Below are 19,097 nucleotides of genomic sequence, written 5' to 3' on the forward strand. Positions count from 1 at the left end.
GGTTGGGGGTGGGGTTCTTTTTTGGGCGTTATCGGAAACGCACTATTTATACTTTATGCAAACAGCCCACCTCAAAACTATTCAGAAGCTTTGTTATTAGCCCTATTAGCACGCGCCTCAGCCGAAGCCATCACCTCATCCATATTCTCTAGCACTTCGCCAGGGAAGTTTTCCAAAACTCTCGTAGAAAGAGCAACCCGCCCTTTACCTTCATCCAAGTCAATAATTACAGCTTTAATTGGCTGACCAACTTGAAATACCTTTTCTAAAGATTCAATGAATTTTTGGCTTACCTGCTTGATATGAAGCAAAGCGCTCATCCCACTTAAATCGACAAACACACCAAAAGGTTTGATGCCAGTAACTTTGCCTTCCACAAGTTGACCTAGTTCTAATAAGCTGAAGTTGCTAGAACGAGTCGCTAAACGCTGAGAGAGGATGAGTTTGTTGGTGTTACGATTAATTTCCAAAAAACCCACAGTCAGATTTTGACCTTTGAGTGCTTCTAAATTATCACGCTCTGCCAGGTGCGATCGCGGAATAAATCCCCGCAAAGAAAGAATATCAACGGTGACACCACCTTTATTCACACCCATAACCCGTACTTGCACAGTCTGGGTATTTTCCTGCATTTCGGCCAGTCGTTCCCAGATGTGCTGAATTTCCAACTGCTTTCGAGAAAGAGTTACTTGACCTTCTGCATCCTGATCTCGGATAATCAAAAACTCCATTTCCTCTTGCAATGGCAGCACCTCCGATAAATCGGTAACAGCTCTCAAAGAAGCCTCATCGATGGGGAGAAAAGCTGACGACTTGCCACCAATATCAACATAGGCTCCATCATGGTCAAGTTGGAACACTTTGCCACGTACAACCTGTCCCTTTTGAAACTGGTAGTCGTGTTTTTCTAGTGCTTTGGCAAAATCGTCCATCGTAAATGACGAATTGGCTGTTTGAGAAAGGTTCGATTCGGAATTCATGACTTTTGAAGATTAATTGTTATTTGATCTGATGCCATTGGAGGTTAGATTGTCATTTGTCATTTATCTTTTGTTTGTAGTTACGCAGTGTGCAACTTAATATTCTGACCTCTCTCCTAAAAAAAGAGAGGCTTTGAATTTTCCCCTTCCCTCATAAGGAAGGAATCTGGAGGGGTAAGTCAGAGTAAAAGTTGCACACAGCATTGTGGTTATTACAAATGACAAATAACAAAAAACTAACTTAGCTACATAGGCTTCAGTTCAGTTGACCAAAGAATTGTTTTACCTGCTCCCAAGCATCGGCAGCAGCTTTAGGATTATAACTGCCACGATGGTCACAGAAAAATCCGTGGTCAGCTCCATCGTAGCGAAACACACGATGAGGAATTTTATATTTTTCTAACTCTGCTTCAATCTCATCTACTTGTTCGGCTGGGATGCTAGTATCTTCTGTACCAAAAAAGGCATAGAGAGTACCCATTATTTCTCTGCTACGGGTAACAGTAGGAGCGCCACCTCCTGGTGTGCGGGTGGTAATTCCAGCACCGTAGAAGGAAGCCGTAGCTTTAATATCTGGCAAAGTGGCTGCAAGATATGCAACATGACCACCAAAGCAGAAGCCAATACAGCCAAAACCATCTTTTTTTACTTGAGGCAGATTTTTGAGGTAGTCAATTGCTAATTGAATATCGCTTAACAACTCTGATGCTTGAGTTTGCATAGCGTAATTTCTGCCAGTTTCAATATCTTCGGGTGTGTATCCGGTTTCAAAACCAGGAGCAATACGTTGAAAAAGTGCAGGTGAAATTGCTACATATCCAAGTTTGGCGATCCGTTCTGTAACTTCCCGAATGTGAACGTTGACACCGAAAATTTCCTGTAATACCACGACTCCTGGGTAATATCCAGGTTCTTCTGGCTCTGCTAGGTAAGCAGACACTTGAATATTATCTTGCAAAAGATTAACCGTTGTGGTAATTATTGCTTGCTCTGTCATAATAATTTTTACCAGTGCTATGTGATTAACCTTGTGTTTATTTGATATAACTATGCCAGTATGTCCAGGTTTTTTCTGATTAAATTATTAATTACCGATAGTGAGCAATGCAACTGGTTATTAAAGGAGTGCTGGGTCAAAATTGCTAAGTAGGAAAGCAACACTCAGGACTCAGAACTCAGCACTTAGTATTTAAGAGGTTTGCTGATGATTCAATTCCGTATTCAGCCAGACAGCGAAATTCCCGCATCAACTCAGCTGTTTAATCAAATCCGGTTTGCGATCGCTTCCCGGCAATATCCCCCTGCTTACAAATTGCCAAGCACACGGGCATTAGCAATGCAAACTGGTTTACATCGTAATACCATAAGCAAAGTTTACCGTCAACTAGAAGAAGACGGATTTGTTGAAAGTATGGCTGGTTCAGGAATTTATGTTCGTCCCCAAGGTCATGAGGGCGGTAGCAGGCTGCAATCACCAATTCTCAAACAACATCCTGACGCATATCAAGTTGTCCAGCAAGCACTTGATAATCTCCTCTCTCAAGGATGTTCGCTCAATCAAGCCAGAGAATTATTTTTAGCGGAAATTGACTGGCGCTTGCGTTGTAGCGCGCGGGTACTGGTTGCAGTTCCATCTCACGATATGGGTGCTGGTGAGTTGATGGTGTATGAATTAGAACTAGCTCTGAAAATACCAGTACAGTTGGTAGCAATGGAAGAATTAGTGGCTGTGTTAGATAAAACTACCTCTGCGACAGTAGTCACAAGTCGGTATTTTATCAGCAATGTAGAAGCGATCGCAGCTCCTAAAGCAGCGCGAGTAATTCCTCTGGATATCTACGACTACACTAAAGAACTCAACTTATTGAAAACCCTACCAAAAGAAAACTGTGTAGGTATAGTTAGCCTCAGTTCTGGAATTGCGCGAGCCGCAGAAGTCATCCTCCACGGTCTGCGGGGGGATGAACTACTGATAATGACTTCGCAACCAAAAGATGCTTATAAACTTCAGGCTATGGTTAAACGAGCTGAAGTAATTATAAGTGATCAAGCTAGTTTTGCGGCAGTGCAAGCAGCTGTGCAAGCATTTGAGGAAGATATTATTCGTCCACCAAAGCTGATTAAAGTTGAGAATTATATCGGCACTAACTCGATTAACTTGCTAAAACGAGAACTAGGTTTGGGTTAATCCAAGGATACTGAAGAGAGGGGAAGCATGGCATAGGCGGACACACTTAACAAATAACTCAGGATTATGATTGTAAAAATGCAACCCGACGTTGGTTTGATAGAAGCAATAAAATAGATACAAGTAGAGCGGCGTGAATAATTCAAGGTTTGTAGTAAGGACTTTAGTCCTAATTTGAGGGCTGAAGCCCCCACTACGAACTCATCTCAAGATTTTTTACATTACTTAATCTACTTTGATTTATTCTCACCTACTTACTTACATCTGCTGTTGGCTAGCACTCGGCTATGCTCTGAACCTTTGAATGGAGAGGGTAAATACATCTTTTGGATTCAGCTAATACTTATCAATCATTCAATAAAAAACTGTTGAGAGGCGATATGAGTATCCCACTTCTAGACCATCCCATACAAGAAAAACTAGTGACCGTCGCAGATGTTTCTTGGGAGGAATTCAAAGGTATTGAGGCACAGCTAAAAGATAACCGCAATGTCCGACTCTCTTATTTGTCAGGAATATTAGAAATTATGTCGCCCATTGGAGATAAACATGAGTACGTGAAAACAACTCTCGGATACTTGCTAGAAGCTTACATGAGAGAGTTGGGAATCCGGTTTTACGGTCGTGGTGGTTTTACTATAGAAGAACCTGGATATGCTTCTGGCACACCAGATGAATCCTACTGCATTGGCAGCAATAAAGAAACGCCAGACATTATTATTGAAGTTATTGTTACTAGTGGCACCATTAACCGAAAAGAGTTATACAAACCCAAAAAAGTGCCTGAAATTTGGTTCTGGAAATCTAATCAGATAAAGATATTTCGTTTAAATGCGGCTGGCGAGTATGAAGAAGTAAACCGTAGCAGTTTCTTCCCGAATTTAGACCCGGCTTTGTTGCTCCAATATATCGCACATCCTGACCAGTACGACGCTGTTGCGGAATTTGTGCAGGCTATCCGAAAATAACATCTCGGAACTAACCGTGACGCAAAAGCAGGTAACGACTGTCTCAATCAAAAACTAAAGCTGACAACAAGCTAATCCACCTGCGATTGTGGCGTAGTAATTTGCAAAAACTCTTGTACCCGTTGCAGGTAAGTTGGAGCATCTTCCAACATCGGGAAATGCGCTGTGTTAGAAATCATCACAAACTCAACTTTATCACTCAGTGCGGCTGCTTGACGCCCCATTTCAGCTGGAATAATTTTGTCATACTCCCCCGCCACGAGTAGAGTTGGCACTGTCAGCTTGGCAAACTCTTGAGGCATCACTTCAGCTTGAGCCTTGCTAACTGAAGTAAAAATTGTCCCTATAGCTGCATCGTAATCTGCTTCAAGAAAATCTTCCAAAAAAGCTTGCCGCTCAGAATGTGAGATAGAACTATATAAAAATCTGGCCATAAACATCCTATCAGCAAATGGAATTTTTCCTAACCACTTGGGACGGAATTTTACGACATAGCCACCAAATTTATGAAAGGCACTAAAGGATTTTTCGTCGTACTCAAAAATGCCGCTACAGGTTAAAATTCCTCGTTCTACTCGTTGGGGGTAGCGGTTAAAAAATAAAGTAGCAACAGACGCGCCCATTGAATGAGCATTAATATAGACACGCTGAAGATGCAACCCATCTAACAAAGCTGCCAAATCATCAGCGTATTCCTCTAATTCATAGGTTAACTCTCTGATTGCCTCTGATTCTTCCTGGGAGGACTGGGACTCAGCAACAGATTCACTTGCTTGAGCTATGGTTCCCTTACCACGAGAACGGCCAAATCCCCGCAAATCGTAGAGTAAACAATCAAATTGCTCTGATAAGACCTCAGCCGTATTTTTCCAATACCTAGCCGAACCAGCCCAACCGTGCATGAAAATCATCACTGGTTTTACCAAAGAACCAGATGGCTTTTTCACCCACTCGTAGTAATGCTCAACGCCACGAACATTAATATAAGGCATTAGTCATTTGTCCTTTGTCAGTTGTCATTTGTCCCTCGTACATGGTTATTATTCCTTAGTTTTTGACCAATGACCAATGACCAATGACTAATGACTAATTACTATTATGCTGATTCTGGCTTCGGTAGTGAGGATGGATGTACCAGTAGTTCGGCAGTCGATCGCTTCTCGACCATTTCCCGTGTTACTGTACAGCGTGTCACATCTTTACGAGATGGTAACTCATACATGACATCAAGCATCAGTTCTTCGACAATGCCCCGCAACGCTCTAGCACCAGTTTTACGGCGGTAGGCTTCTTGAGCGATCGCTCTCAAAGCATCTGATTTAAAATCTAACTGGACATTATCCATCTTCAGCAGCTTCTGATACTGCTTCACTAAGGCGCTGCGTGGTTGGGTGAGAATCGCCATTAGCGCTTCTTCATCTAGCGGATCTACGACTGCTACCATTGGCACGCGCCCAATAAATTCTGGAATCATGCCAAATTTGACTAAATCATCCGGTTCTAGACTGCGAAGAGTGTCTGCGGCTCGTTTCTCCTTCGATTGACCCTCTCCCGGTTGCACAAAGCCGATTGCTTTTTTGCCAACTCTCTGATCTACAATCTTTTCTAAGCCCACAAAGGCACCACCACAGACGAACAAGATATTACTTGTATCAATCTGGATGCAGTCTTGATAAGGATGTTTGCGCCCTCCTTGGGGTGGTACATTGGCGATCGTTCCCTCTAACATTTTTAGCAAAGCTTGCTGCACACCTTCGCCAGAAACATCGCGGGTAATCGAGGGATTCTCACTCTTCCGAGCAATTTTATCAATTTCGTCAATGTAAATAATTCCCCGTTGCGCTTCTTCTATATCCAAATCTGCCACCTGCAACAGTCGCAGCAAGATATTTTCTACATCTTCTCCCACATACCCCGCTTCCGTCAGTGTCGTGGCATCGGCGACGGCAAAGGGTACATCCAAGATTTTTGCTAAGGTTTGCGCCAAAAGAGTTTTGCCGCAACCAGTCGGGCCAATTAACAAAATATTTGACTTTTGTAACTCTATTGCATCATCCGCCCCAGCTTTGCCACTGGCTTTAGACTGAATCACCGCCAGCCGCTTGTAGTGATTGTAAACAGCTACTGACAGCACTTTCTTCGCTTCGTCTTGGCCAATAACGTGTTCGTCTAGATACTTTTTAATCTCTCTTGGCTTGGGTATTTGATTAAACGAAATACTAGAAGAGTGGGTACGCCGTTTTTGAGGTGGTTCTGCTCTTGGTGCTGGTTGTGCTGCCGCACCACTGGTATCGAGTAACTCCTCGTCTAGTATTTCGTTACACAAATCAACGCATTCATCGCAGATGTAGACTCCCGGCCCTGCGATTAATTTACGCACCTGCTCTTGAGACTTACCACAAAATGAACATTTCAAATGGGAGTCGTACTTAGACATACCAGCCTCTTATTTCAGAATGGTGACGTTTTCCCCTGCTATGGGAAGATTTTGCCTGGAAATGACCTGATCAATCAAACCGTAGTTCTTCGCCTCTTCTGCCGACATAAAAAAGTCGCGCTCAGTATCCGCTTCAATTCTTTCTAAGGCTTGACCAGTATGGTGAGCCATTAACTGATTCAACTTAGCTTTAATGTAAAGAATTTCTCTGGCTTGAATTTCTATGTCAATGGCCTGACCTTGAGCGCCACCAAGGGGTTGGTGAATCATAATCCGGGAGTCGGGCAAAGACATCCGCTTACCAGCAGCCCCTGCTGTCAACAAAAATGCCCCCATGCTGGCAGCTAATCCAAAACAGATGGTAACAACATCAGGGCGAATCTGCTGCATTGTATCATAGATTGCCATTCCTGCGTAGACTGAGCCGCCAGGAGAATTAACATACAGTTGGATGTCCTTCTCTGAGTCTTCGGCGTCTAGGAATAACAACTGAGCCACAATTGAGTTAGCTACAGCATCGTCTATTGGCGTTCCCAAAAAGATAATCCGCTCTCGCAGCAGGCGGGAGTAGATGTCGAAAGCCCTTTCTCCCATGCCAGATTGTTCTATCACCATCGGCACGATGTTGCTAGGGCTGCTCAACTGGGAGTTAATGTTTATTCGACTTAAGTTGCTGATGGGGGAATTTCCCGACTGCGATAGAAGCATACAACCAAATTTGACGATAGTTTAGGACAAATGTTTCAGCAGCATGTGCTGCCTTTTCGACGAATGGAATTCTTATAAGCTACGTATTAACCATTATGCCTCATATAATTTCCTCTCGTTTAACACAGTATCAAGCCCAGGCGATCACAGGTGTCACTATTTGCCGAAAATTCATTAATTCTTTAATTATTCTGCCTTTATCTCTGAGTTATGAGGAGTTAAGAGCCAAGAGTCCGTGAACTTTCATCTCCTCCTGCTCCCTCATCTCCTTTAGCTTACCCATCTCACCAGTACTTTAACTCAGAACTGGTAAACTCATGCCTGTGGAATTTCTCATTATCCTTCTGTGACTTCTGTAGAAGCTTCGCCGCTTTCTTCCTCTATCGGAGGTACATCATCAGCATTAGCATGTGCTTCTAGCAGTTCCGTTTCCTCTGTGGCACTCAAGGAGCCTTCGGGTACAAGTTCAACTGAGGAGTGTTCTAAGAGCCAATCGATGATTTTTTCGCTTAACAGTTCGTTTTCCATGATTGAGCGCAGTTTATCTTCATCAACGTCTTGTTCTTCCGTATATTGCTGCAAAAGTTCTGTGACTCTGGCTGCGACTTCTTCTGGTGTTACCTCGATAGATTCGCGTTTACCGACTTCCCGCAACGACAAGGAGCGTTTGATGCGTTCAATTGCCTCAATGCGCGATCGCTCCCGCAACTGAGGAATAATATCTTGAGTAAACAACTTTCTCACATCTAATCCTTGCTGAGACAGCCGCATTGCTGTTTGCGTTAGCATTGCATCCACTTCTTGCTCAATTAATGTTGCTGGCAAGTCAACTTCTACATGCTTAAGTAGTTCCGTTAACAAGGCTTCCTGCTTATTTGTTTTCGTTTTGTCGTCCGCCTCTTTTTCATATTCCTCCACCAAAGAAGCGCGATACTCCTCTAAAGTTTCAAAGTCGCTGATTTCTTGGGCGAAGTCGTCATTCAATTCCGGTAGCTCTTTTTCTTTCAGTTCTTTGAGCGTTACTATGAAAGTTGCTGCTTTTCCAGCTAAATCTTCGTTAGCATACGGATCTGGGAACTGCGCTGCAATTTCTCTAGTTTCTTCAGGATTCATCCCCACTATTCCAGAAATAAAGCCTGGAATAAACTTATCTTCCTGCAACTCAACTTGAAAATCAGTTGCTTCGGCTCCGGGAATCGGTTCTAGTTCAGCTGTTTCGTCTTCGCCCTCAACTCTGGCGAATAAACCTTTAAAATCAACTACGGCAATATCGCCGATTTGGGCTGCACGTCCTTCCACAGGAATCAATGTCGCCAATTCTTGACGTTCCTTATCCAGAGTGTTCTCCACTCGTTCTGGCTCGTACTTGACTTCTTCAGCTTTGGCTTGCAGATCAGTGTACTGAACTAGATTCACTTCTGGTTCTACATCGACAGCGGCCGAAATCGTTAGGGGTTTTCCAGGTTCATAATTCTTAATCAAATCTTCAAAGGAAGAGCGCAATTGCGGCTGACCTATTGCCTGGATGTCTTCTTGTTTAACTGCTTGCTCAATCCCATCTTGAATTAGTTCTTCTAACGCTGCTGCTTTGATTCGAGTTGTACCCAGCCGTTGTAACAATATCGGCCGAGGCACTTTGCCTTTACGAAACCCAGGAATATTGGCAGTACTCGCTAAGTTTTTAATGACCTTTTCGTAAGTTTGCTTGGTAATTTCCGGCGTAATCTCTATTTCCAGTCCAATTTGGCTGGCGGGAAGTTTTTCCTGGGTGACTTTCATGCTTCGTCTCTAGTTTTCTGGTATTTTATACTCCGAGTACACACAAGACGCAATAATTGTTCGCGTTTATGGCTTGATGTCTCTTAAGCAAATGGAAGCTTGCCAAAAGGTCTTATGACATCCAAGGATGGATCTTTGTCTTGGGGCAAAGATCCAGTTTACCCCCAATGACCAAGGACTTGACATTTTAGCTTCATGACAATTTGGTCAATGGGGCATTGGGCATGGGAAAACTCTTCCCCAGTCCCCAGCCCACTCACTCTGAAACTTAAAAATTAATTATTCAGTGGGCTAACGCCGTGATATTCTGGTTGTCAGCGAGTGGTTAGTACTCTCAAATTAAAGTTTATAGTACCTAGTCTAGCTATATATTAAGTTGTGGTATGAGAGAGCATCTGTTACCTAACCCCATAGCTCGGTTTTATAATGTGATGGCTTTATGCATTTCGATCCTAGTATATTCTTCATCTTGGTAAGCAACTTTGCAGCCATACGTTTGTTAACTTACAGGTAGGGTGCTTTTGAAACGCCTAAGTGCAGATATCTCCATTTTTCTGCTAAACTGCGGTTTGTTGTATAATAATATATAGTTTAAATCGATGAAAGAATTGAAGAGCGGTTGTTGTAGAATGCAACATTACTTAACTTAATTAAAGAGTCCATTAGATATAGAGATCGACTAAGTTAGAGAAAAATCTAAAAATATTCAAAATGAATTTTAAGACTGCGATCGCCATTTAAATATACTTAAATTGTCAATTGTTCCAACAAATTACAAGATAAACCTCTTAAAGGAGAAAGCAAGTTTGTCAAAATCCTATCGGATAGCTATTTTGGGAGCGACTGGTGCAGTTGGCACAGAGTTGCTGGAATTATTAGAAAGTCGTAATTTTCCGGTTGCTGACTTGAAGTTATTGGCATCAGAACGGAGTGTCGGGCGATCGCTGCTCTTTAAAGGTGAAAATATACTAGTAGAGCCAGTGAGCGATCGCGCCTTTGAAAATGTGGATATAGTACTAGCTAGTGCAGGTGGTTCCACATCAAAAGCTTGGGCAGCAGTTGCAGTCGCAAAGGGCGCAGTGGTAATTGATAACTCCAGTGCCTTTCGGATGAACCCGGAAGTTCCCTTAGTCGTACCAGAGGTGAATCCACTAGCCGCAGCTAATCACCAAGGCATTATTGCTAACCCAAACTGCACAACAATTTTAATGGCTGTGGCAGTATGGCCATTGCATAAAGTTAAACCAGTGCAACGCATCGTCGCCTCAACCTACCAATCTGCTAGTGGTGCTGGTGCTCGAGCAATGGCAGAAGTCAAAACCCAAACAAGCGCTATACTACAAGGACTGCCACCAATTGCCGAAATATTGCCTTACCCATTGGCATTTAATTTATTCCCACATAACTCCCCATTAAACGATTTAGGTTATTGTGAGGAAGAAATGAAAATGGTCAACGAAACCCGAAAAATATTTGGCACGCAGCAAATCAGAATCACTGCGACCTGTATACGGGTTCCCGTACTCCGCGCCCACTCAGAAGCCATTAATTTAGAATTTGAGACTCCCTTTAGTGCAAAGGAAGCCAGAGAAATTTTAAATTCCTCCCCTGGAGTGAAATTGGTAGAAGATTGGGAAACTAATCATTTTCCGATGCCAATTGAAGCAACAGGTAAAGATGAAGTCTTAGTGGGAAGAATTCGTCAAGATATTTCTCATCCTTGTGGCTTGGAATTATGGTTGTGTGGCGACCAAATCCGCAAAGGCGCAGCATTGAATGCAGTCCAAATCGCTGAGTTGTTGGTAGAAAAGAATCTACTCAAACCTTCTATGGCATACGTTTCAAGTTAGTCAAGAGCAAAGCCTGAGACTTTTTTTACCTCCAGTCAAAAGCCAAAATTAATTATTTTGAAATTTGGACTTTTGAAAAAGAGCAAATGTGCAAATCACTATTGAAAGCAATTTGCAAATAGGTTATTACAAGAAAAAACCACCAAGATACAAAAACATGGGTAATCAGGAGTGAAAAAAGGGTGGGAGATTTTGGCAATGTTTTAACTGCTATGATTACACCGTTTAAAGCAGATGGTAGTGTCAACTATGATGTAGCAGCAGAACTGGCAGCGCATCTAGCTAACAACGGTACAGATACATTGGTAGTGTGCGGCACAACAGGAGAATCCCCTACTCTGAGTTGGGATGAAGAATACCAGCTGTTCGTCGAGGTGTTGCAATCCGTGGCAGGAAAAGCCAAGGTAATCGCAGGTTGTGGTTCAAATTCCACCAAAGAAGCGATCGCAGCCACCCAAAAAGCGTCTAAGATAGGAGTACATGGTTCATTACAAGTTGTTCCTTATTACAACAAACCGCCACAAGCGGGATTGGAAGCGCACTTTCAGGCGATAGCACAAGCCTGTCCCGACCTACCATTGTTGTTATATAATGTCCCTGGTCGTACCGGACAAAACCTTCAGCCAGAAACAGTTGCCCGGTTAGCTGAGGTTAACAATATTGTCGGGATAAAAGAATCCACTGGTAGTATAGATCAAGCAAGCGAAATTCGTCGCTTGACACCAAAAGAATTCCACATCTATTCTGGTGATGATTACATGACTTTACCCTTGTTAGCGATCGGGGCAAAGGGTGTAGTAAGTGTGGCTTCTCATCTGGTAGGAAACCAACTACAGCAGATGATCAAAGCTTTTAGTGCGGGGAAAATTGAAGTAGCTAGTGAGATTCATCTCCAACTTTTCCCGTTGTTTAAAGCTCTATTTCTGACTTCAAATCCCATTCCAGTGAAAAAAGCACTGAAACTTCAAGGTTGGGAAGTTGGTTCAACTCGTCCACCGCTATGTGAAGCTGATTTAGAAGTCAGTCAAAAGTTAGAAGCGGTTTTGAAAGAACTTAGTTTAATCTAGCCATCATCTAGTTAAGCGCTGGTAATTTACTGCTTTCTAAAGATACATATAAACAATGACCATAATTGTTCATAAGTTGCAATTTAAAAACCTGTGCTAGGACTGATAGATATACTATGAATCCTTCAGTATACAGTCGATTTTATTGAATAAAAAATTGAAATCTTCAATTAAAACTTGATTGCTTTGGGACTGAATTAAGAGACAAATGATGTTGTCTTAAATACAAGTTCGTTAACTATCAACTTAATTAACCACAAGTAACAATCTAAGGAGAAAATGGCTAAAAACGAAGCTAACAATTCCGCCTTGAAAATTATTCCTTTGGGCGGTTTGCATGAAATTGGGAAAAATACTTGTCTTTTTGAGTATGACGATGAAATTATCCTGTTAGATGCAGGATTGGCTTTTCCCACAGAGGCGATGCATGGAGTAAATATTGTTCTGCCAGATACCACCTATCTGCGGGAAAATCGCCACAAAATTAAAGGGATGATCGTTACTCATGGTCATGAAGACCATATCGGCGGGATTGCTTTTCATCTCAAGCAATTTGATATCCCCGTGATTTATGGGCCTAGACTAGCAATGGCAATGCTAGAGGGTAAATTGGAAGAAGCGGGAGTGCGCGATCGCACCGAAATCAGAACTGTTCTACCCCGTGATGTCGTGCGGATTGGCAAAAACTTTTTGGTGGAATATATCCGTAACACCCACTCCATCGCTGATAGTTTCACAGTTGCCATTCAGACTCCCCTTGGTGTAGTCATTCACACAGGGGATTTTAAAATTGACCATACCCCAGTGGATGGAGAAAAGTTTGACTTGCAACGCCTAGCAGAACATGGCGAAAAAGGCGTTCTTTGCTTACTGAGTGATTCCACTAACGCCGAAATACCAGGGTTTACACCTTCAGAACGGTCAGTTTATCCCAATCTGGAGAGAGTATTTAGTCAAGCTACCGGGCGATTATTCGTCACGACCTTTGCTTCCAGCGTGCATCGCATCAACATGATTTTGGATATTGCCAAGAAGCAAAACCGTGTAGTGACTGTTGTGGGGCGTTCCATGCTAAACTTGATTGCTCACGCCCGGAATTTAGGTTACATCAAGTGTGAAGATAATCTGCTGCAACCATTGCACGCAGTCCGCAATCTCCCTGACGAAAAAGTTTTAGTTTTAACTACAGGTTCTCAGGGTGAATTGATGGCAGCAATGACCCGCATTGCTAACAAAGAACATCCTCACATTAAAATCCGCCAAGGAGATACGGTAGTATTTTCTGCTAACCCAATTCCCGGAAATACGATCGCTGTAGTCAACACCATTGATAAATTGATGATTCAGGGGGCGAAAGTGGTCTATGGTCGGGATAAAGGGATTCACGTCTCCGGTCACGGCTGTCAGGAAGAGCAAAAGCTGATGATTGCCTTGACTCGACCAAAGTTCTTTGTGCCATTTCACGGCGAACATCGGATGCTGGTGAAGCACGCAGAAACGGCTCAGAGTATGGGCATTCCCGCAGAAAACATGATCATTATTCAGAATGGTGATGTTGTCGAACTGACTGAAGATTCCATTCGCGTCGCTGGTAAAGTGCCATCTGGTATAGAACTGGTGGATACTACCAGTTCTGGTATGGTAAGTGCCAAAGTTTTACAAGAACGGCAACGTATGGCTTCAGAAGGCATTATCACCATCGCAGCTGCCATTGATTGGAATGGTAAACTGTTGGCAAAACCAGAAATTCACCTCCGGGGTGTAGTGACAAATGTAGAGCGATCGCTGCTGCAAACCTGGGTAAAACAACGGATTGAAGAAATTCTCACTGTGCGCTGGTCAGAATTTGCTGCTGGGGAAGGTGAAGCAGCAAATATAGATTGGGGTGGATTACAAGGTACTTTAGAGCGAGAATTGCAACGTTCCATCCGTCGGGAATTGCAATGTCAACCATCTGTGACTTTATTGATGCAAATCCCTGATGAGCCGCCTGTGAAAGTCGCTGATGGGAGAAGACGGCGGACTCGGACTGCTGCTCAGGTAGCATCGTAGGAAATTTAAGATAAAAATCTCACGCAGAGGCAAGGCAGCGCGGTCTTGGGGGTTTCCCCCATGAGCGACTGCCGCGCAGAGACGCAGAGTTTTTCTGAGGGTCTTTGCGCTTTGGCGTGAGATTCAGAGAAAGCATTTACCTTATTGGTTGTAGTCTCTTATCATCAGGATAGAAGCCCCAGCAATTCGTACTAGTTATTAGAGGCGATCGCTATGACTAAAACACCAATAAAAATTAATACTTTGTACGAGTATGTAAATTTTGATGATGGCACAGATAAGCAATATGAACTTGAGGATGGGGTACTGCTAGAAATGCCTCCTGGTACTGGTAAGCATGAGGCAATTATCACTTTACTGTTAGTTCGCTTTTTTTTAGAAATTCAAAAAATGGGACTGCCTTTACAACCGCGTCCTAATGGTACAGAGGTGCTCACCAATAAACAACCCAGGCGACCTGATATTTGTGTAATTACTAACCAACAGGCACAAAGTATTGAGAGTACTTCGGCTATCCTCAAAACTGCTCCACCCCTATTAGTTGAGGTTGTAAGTCCTGAATCTGTTGACCGGGACTATAACCAAAAAACCTCTGAGTATGCAACTATTGGTGTGGTTGAGTATTGGATTGTTGACCCCTTAAAAAATAAGCTGACGGTGTGTTTGCTAGACAACGGTAGTTACAAGCAAACTGTCTTTACTGGAAACCAACAGATTATTTCTCAAACATTCGCAGAACTAACTCTAACAGCCCAGCAAGTATTTTCAGCTTAAGGTTGTTTGGCTCCTCTGCGTGAAACAAAAAATACTGATTGCGATCAATCGCCAAGTCTTGCAATGTTCAACTCGGCAGAGCGCTCTAACTTGTTAGGTTGCTGTCGCCTCAAGCAAATGCAACCAATATCTCCTCATTTTTCTCGGCTGCTGAGTGCCTTTTCACGTTGAAGGCGTGCGTACAGCGTACTGCCAGGAGGAATTGCGCTGTAGAGTACGGAAACACCCATAAACAAGCTCATCTGAATTTTAACGCTTCAGACTATATCATTCTCAAATCGCACTGCCAACCTAAGTTTTTTCAGTAGTGCTGAGTGCTGAGTATAATCCCATAGTTAAAACTAGGGGATTGAAACAAGGACATATTTTTTCTTGCACTACGTGTCTCAAAAAAAATATTTTTATTTTTTTCATAAATAAATTGTAAGGATTCAGACCCTATATGCTGAGTGCAATTAATTTTACTTTTTACTCAGCACACGTTACTCGGCACTCAGCACTGTTTTAGTGAAATGCAATCGATTCTACTCGATCAAAAATCAGTGCTTCTACTGCATTCAGCCAGTATGAACAGGACATACTTACGTGAGAAAGTGGGAACACGGAGAGGAAAAATGCCTTCTAGGGTATTATTGATGTTTCTACTTAGCAAAAATCCTTTTAGAAAGACCTTATATTAAGTTCTGTAAATGTTACACTAAAACCTGTCCACTGACAGATGTCTTTACTAAAATTTAAACTGTGTCAAGTTATGAACAAGATCGTAATATTACACTACCGATCCCCGAAAATTTGCGATTAACTTGACGTAGTAATAAATTAGGTTCTGACTTAAGTGGCTAATCAGATATTACATTATATCGCAGTTAGGACACGATTCTTCCGGTAAAGGTCGTAGCCACGTTGTATATATTCATCAAAAAGGTGAATAACCTCAATAACGCAGAGGATTAACCATGAAGGTATTCGACAGTACCACAAAAAAGATTTTTCTGGCTAGCTGGGTATCAATCAATCAAGCAGAGACTAGTGATCACAAAGTAACCCAGCTAAACCGTTCTGTTTCCAAAGTTTACAGGGATATTCTCCAACCCTTACGGCATCGGGTAGATAGCATTCAAGTCCGCGATCGCCAATTAGCTCACCGTTTGTGCAAATTGATCCCATCTCAGTGTCCCTTTGAGCGAGATGTCAAATTGTTTGGGAAAACTCTGCTTCACATTCCGCCCATGTGCAAGCTCAACCCTTTATATGACGAAGTGGTTGGTTTACGTTTTCGAGCGCTGTGCTATCTAGCCGACGAATGTGGCGAAGATGTGTCGCAATACTGCTAATACAGAGTGCTGAGGGAAAAGTTACGAGTGAGGAATTAAAACTCCTAACTCCTAACTCCTAACTACTTTTTGACTATTTTTTTTGCCATTTTTGGATGGCATCCTGAGCATCTTCATAAGCGGCTGTCTCCTCTGGCACTAAAGCAGCCGTCGCAATTGCGGCATTACGTTCTCCCTCGGTGGCGCGACGCTTGGCCAAATCTAAAATCTTTTCACTCCATTTATTGATCGATTTTTGGGCAGCATCGAAGCCTGGTTGACCCGATGGGACTTTTTTGGCAACTTCGATCGCCCGATTGTAGGTAGATGCCTGTCCAGACTTAATCAAGCCATTCGCTGCATCTAAAAGAGTTTTGTTACTGACATACTGCTTGCCCTCTAAGCGCCATAGGTTAATTGCTGCTTGTGCTTTGGCGTATGGGTCTTCATCTTTGGTGATTAACCGTGCGGCAGCAATAGCGCTTGCATACTGTCTTTGTTTAGCACGACCTTCTGCTAAATCTAAAATCATCCGGCTCCAAATCTTAATATTCTCCTGAGCTTGTTCGTACAGTGGTTCACCGGGTCGAATTTTCCGGGCTGTAGCGATCGCCATGCTCAAATCGCTAGCCTGAGTTTGTCTGAGCGACATTTTCGCCAGGTCTAATACTGCCTGATTCCGCTTTTTTGACTCGGAATTAGAGATTATTTGGGCGCTAGATTGGTTGTTGAGTCTAACTGGTGGAGTGCGCTCGTTTGGTAAATTCTGGATAACCTTGGGGTTATTAGTAGTATTAGGTGATGTGTTTGATATTTGCTTAATTCTAAAAGTTTCTTGATTACGGAGAAAAACGACGGCAATTAAACCTGCTACCAGCAAGCTGCCTCCGCCCCATAAGATAAACTGTTTCCAGAAAGGGATACTTGGCTGATTCGCTGGCAATCGAGAGACGTAGCCTTGGGAGGAATTGGGGATAAATCTGCCTGTCTTATTCACTCCTAAAGAAGTTTCCGGCATTGGCTGGGAAACTAAGCCGGTAGCGGACTCCTGGAGTTTTTGACCCTTAGACTTTTCGACCTGTTGGGAGGAGTTCACAGTAGCTTCTCCCCATCTGCCTCGATCTGCTGAAGTTCTTGGGTAATCGTCGAGCGGGGGAGCCGCAAGGGCAATAGCAAAGGATTCTTCGGGATAAATCACCGATTCTGCTTGAGAGTCGCTTTCCATTGACAATTTTGGCAAGATTACTTGCTGCCTTGATGGAATGATCGTGGCAGGGTCTTGGACAGGACGCCAGTGGTGTTGACATAATTTTGGCATGAGCAGACTCAGGTAGCTTTCTAAATCTGCCAAGTTGCTGCCATTACCAGAACGCAAAGCTTCTAACAAAGCTGCTGTAAAGAATCCGTGACCTAATTCGCTACTTTCATGGGAAAACTGCTCTGGTTGGCAAGAAAGAATTGTCGCTAGTTGTAGTTCTTGGGCTAGTTCTATTGTTTCTTCGCCAACAGGAGCATCCGCTTGAGTGCCAAAAGCGCGGTTGATATCGAGTAGTAGCAATACATTTAGATCAGCAAGTTGCAGACTTTGCATTAGCGATCGCAATTCTATGCCAGTCTCTTGCACAAGTTCCGGGTTGCCTTCTGCTGGCATTAAGTAATCTTTGCCTTTGTAGTTGACCCCATAACCGCTAAAGAATAACCATAGATAGTCTTCCGGTTGCCAACTTGTGGCTGCCAAATCCTCAAGTAGCAGTAAAATATTCTCCTTCGTCGGGTAAGTTGATCTATCCCCAATCGGCGGCGAAGTATCTGTCATGACTAGACAGTGCTTGGGAAAAAAACCTGCCTCTGTCACCAAAAAATCCTCTAGTGCCTCAGCATCTGCTTGGGCACAACTTAAAGGTTGAAATAACTGATATTGATTGATGCCAATCGCCATCGCCCAGTAATTTGCCATCCCGCTCTTTGTCAGTTATTGTTTGCTGGTCTTAAAATTGCGGTTGGCTTTGCCAAAAAACAAAGCCAACCTAATGTCTTATAGTCTAGGTGATTTTGAGCGAATCTTAAGTTAGAATGTGATTTTTATTACGTTAATTGACCGGAAAATACTTTCGCCTAATTTCAATAACAGATTATCACTAAGGAGATAGAAGGTCATGAGCAAGATTTCTGCTCCCCTACCATCATCGATCACTCCCTTTTCAGTTATTAGCCAAATTGCCAGAAGAATCCGGATAGTTCCTTTAGTAGTTTTGCTCATATCTACCGTTCCTGCGTGGTTTGTAACGGAAGCGATCGCACCTCAGGTTGTGCGAGCTTACACCGCTAGAGTTGACCTGGCGATTGATCGCCAGTCAGATGAAAACTACGAAACCGTTCTCCGGCGCGCCGAAGCAGCCGCGAGGGCAGCTGCTCAACGGAGCTTCGACCAAGATATCTTAGTTACAGATGTTTCAATAATTGTGTCCGTACAAAATCATGGAGCGATCGCACCAGTTCTGACATTAGAAGTCAGCCGTCCCCAATGGCGATCGCGCCCCGATGCTCAAAATTGGTCTACTTACTTCAAAACTGCGCGATCGCTACTTTTGTTTGAAAATAGCTCTAAGCCAGTTCCAGCAGCTAGCAATCCGTCAACCCCAAAATAATCGACACAGAGAGAAGTCCATAGCTTGCCCCTCTTCCTCTTCTCTAACTCAACTGTTGTCCTTGGCATCAGTGGATGGCCTAGAATAAGAAGGTTGTCAATAATTGCGATATCTGCTGACATGGCTGTTCCTAAGAAGAAAACTTCCAAATCAAAACGAGATAAACGTCGAGCTACCTGGAGGCATAAAGCCGTCGTCGAAGCTCAGAAAGCTCTCTCTTTGGGCAAGTCAATTTTGACTGGACGTTCTACGTTTGTTTATCCAGCTGCTGAAGAAGAGGAAGAAGAATCATAATTTACCAGTCAGGAAAAGCATGAACAGCACCGATAGATT

General features: G+C 43.1%; 17 protein-coding genes. 10 read left to right on the forward strand and 7 right to left on the reverse strand.

What is annotated here, in order from left to right:
* Positions 1-77: 77 nt before the first annotated feature.
* Both F8S12_RS27745 and F8S12_RS27750 read right to left on the reverse strand, forming a co-directional pair.
* A complete protein-coding gene (locus tag F8S12_RS27745) occupies positions 78-980 on the reverse strand; it encodes a S1 RNA-binding domain-containing protein (protein WP_196519500.1) in 903 nt (300 codons plus the stop codon).
* A 256-nt stretch (positions 981-1,236) separates the two neighbouring features.
* Positions 1,237-1,977: a dienelactone hydrolase family protein gene (locus F8S12_RS27750; protein WP_196519501.1), complete on the reverse strand. Its 741-nt coding sequence runs from the start codon at positions 1,975-1,977 to the stop codon at positions 1,237-1,239.
* Positions 1,978-2,184: 207 nt separating this feature from the next.
* Between F8S12_RS27750 and F8S12_RS27755 the strand changes: the two genes are divergently transcribed.
* Complete coding sequence (locus F8S12_RS27755; RefSeq protein ID WP_196519502.1) at positions 2,185-3,168, forward strand: GntR family transcriptional regulator; 984 nt, start codon at positions 2,185-2,187, stop codon at positions 3,166-3,168.
* A 380-nt stretch (positions 3,169-3,548) separates the two neighbouring features.
* Positions 3,549-4,136 (forward strand): Uma2 family endonuclease, encoded by a 588-nt coding sequence (locus F8S12_RS27760; protein ID WP_196519503.1) that lies wholly within the window; start codon positions 3,549-3,551, stop codon positions 4,134-4,136.
* Between the two features lie 71 nt (positions 4,137-4,207).
* Here the strand turns inward: F8S12_RS27760 and F8S12_RS27765 are convergent, their stop codons facing one another.
* The 3 genes from F8S12_RS27765 to clpP form a co-directional block, all read right to left on the reverse strand.
* Entirely contained in the window at positions 4,208-5,128 is a 921-nt protein-coding gene (locus F8S12_RS27765) for an alpha/beta fold hydrolase (protein WP_196519504.1), read from the reverse strand.
* 104 nt (positions 5,129-5,232) lie between these two features.
* Entirely contained in the window at positions 5,233-6,573 is a 1,341-nt protein-coding gene (gene clpX / locus F8S12_RS27770) for an ATP-dependent protease ATP-binding subunit ClpX (RefSeq protein ID WP_196519505.1), read from the reverse strand.
* A gap of 9 nt (positions 6,574-6,582) precedes the next feature.
* Entirely contained in the window at positions 6,583-7,281 is a 699-nt protein-coding gene (clpP, locus tag F8S12_RS27775; RefSeq protein WP_196519506.1) for an ATP-dependent Clp endopeptidase proteolytic subunit ClpP, read from the reverse strand.
* 95 nt (positions 7,282-7,376) lie between these two features.
* On the opposite strand from clpP, the gene F8S12_RS27780 reads away from it, so the two are divergent.
* Positions 7,377-7,520 (forward strand): hypothetical protein, encoded by a 144-nt coding sequence (locus F8S12_RS27780; protein ID WP_196519507.1) that lies wholly within the window; start codon positions 7,377-7,379, stop codon positions 7,518-7,520.
* A gap of 97 nt (positions 7,521-7,617) precedes the next feature.
* Here the strand turns inward: F8S12_RS27780 and tig are convergent, their stop codons facing one another.
* Positions 7,618-9,060, reverse strand: coding sequence for a trigger factor (tig, locus tag F8S12_RS27785; protein ID WP_196519508.1), 1,443 nt, complete (start codon positions 9,058-9,060; stop codon positions 7,618-7,620).
* Positions 9,061-9,866: 806 nt separating this feature from the next.
* Here tig and F8S12_RS27790 point away from each other — a divergent pair.
* The 5 genes from F8S12_RS27790 to F8S12_RS27810 all read left to right on the forward strand — a co-directional run bounded on the left by F8S12_RS27790 (position 9,867) and on the right by F8S12_RS27810 (position 16,137).
* Positions 9,867-10,910 carry an aspartate-semialdehyde dehydrogenase gene (locus F8S12_RS27790; protein ID WP_196519509.1) on the forward strand — a complete coding sequence of 348 codons (1,044 nt, stop codon included), beginning with the start codon at positions 9,867-9,869 and terminating at the stop codon, positions 10,908-10,910.
* Positions 10,911-11,092: 182 nt separating this feature from the next.
* A complete protein-coding gene (gene dapA / locus F8S12_RS27795) occupies positions 11,093-11,977 on the forward strand; it encodes a 4-hydroxy-tetrahydrodipicolinate synthase (RefSeq protein WP_196519510.1) in 885 nt (294 codons plus the stop codon).
* Between the two features lie 279 nt (positions 11,978-12,256).
* Positions 12,257-14,029, forward strand: coding sequence for a ribonuclease J (locus F8S12_RS27800; protein ID WP_196519511.1), 1,773 nt, complete (start codon positions 12,257-12,259; stop codon positions 14,027-14,029).
* A 213-nt stretch (positions 14,030-14,242) separates the two neighbouring features.
* Positions 14,243-14,803 (forward strand): Uma2 family endonuclease, encoded by a 561-nt coding sequence (locus F8S12_RS27805; RefSeq protein ID WP_196519512.1) that lies wholly within the window; start codon positions 14,243-14,245, stop codon positions 14,801-14,803.
* 956 nt (positions 14,804-15,759) lie between these two features.
* The gene (locus tag F8S12_RS27810; RefSeq protein ID WP_196519513.1) at positions 15,760-16,137 is read left to right on the forward strand and encodes a Mo-dependent nitrogenase C-terminal domain-containing protein; all 378 of its coding nucleotides are present in this window, start codon (positions 15,760-15,762) and stop codon (positions 16,135-16,137) included.
* Positions 16,138-16,210: 73 nt separating this feature from the next.
* Here the strand turns inward: F8S12_RS27810 and F8S12_RS27815 are convergent, their stop codons facing one another.
* On the reverse strand, positions 16,211-18,073 hold the full coding sequence (locus F8S12_RS27815; protein WP_196519514.1) for a caspase family protein: 1,863 nt from the start codon (positions 18,071-18,073) through the stop codon (positions 16,211-16,213).
* Positions 18,074-18,272: 199 nt separating this feature from the next.
* Between F8S12_RS27815 and F8S12_RS27820 the strand changes: the two genes are divergently transcribed.
* Both F8S12_RS27820 and rpmF read left to right on the forward strand, forming a co-directional pair.
* Positions 18,273-18,764: a hypothetical protein gene (locus F8S12_RS27820; protein ID WP_196519515.1), complete on the forward strand. Its 492-nt coding sequence runs from the start codon at positions 18,273-18,275 to the stop codon at positions 18,762-18,764.
* A 120-nt stretch (positions 18,765-18,884) separates the two neighbouring features.
* The gene (rpmF, locus tag F8S12_RS27825; protein ID WP_094328804.1) at positions 18,885-19,058 is read left to right on the forward strand and encodes a 50S ribosomal protein L32; all 174 of its coding nucleotides are present in this window, start codon (positions 18,885-18,887) and stop codon (positions 19,056-19,058) included.
* Positions 19,059-19,097 lie beyond the last annotated feature (39 nt).

The organism is Nostoc sp. WHI, from assembly GCF_015714725.1.
GTDB lineage: Bacteria > Cyanobacteriota > Cyanobacteriia > Cyanobacteriales > Nostocaceae > Nostoc.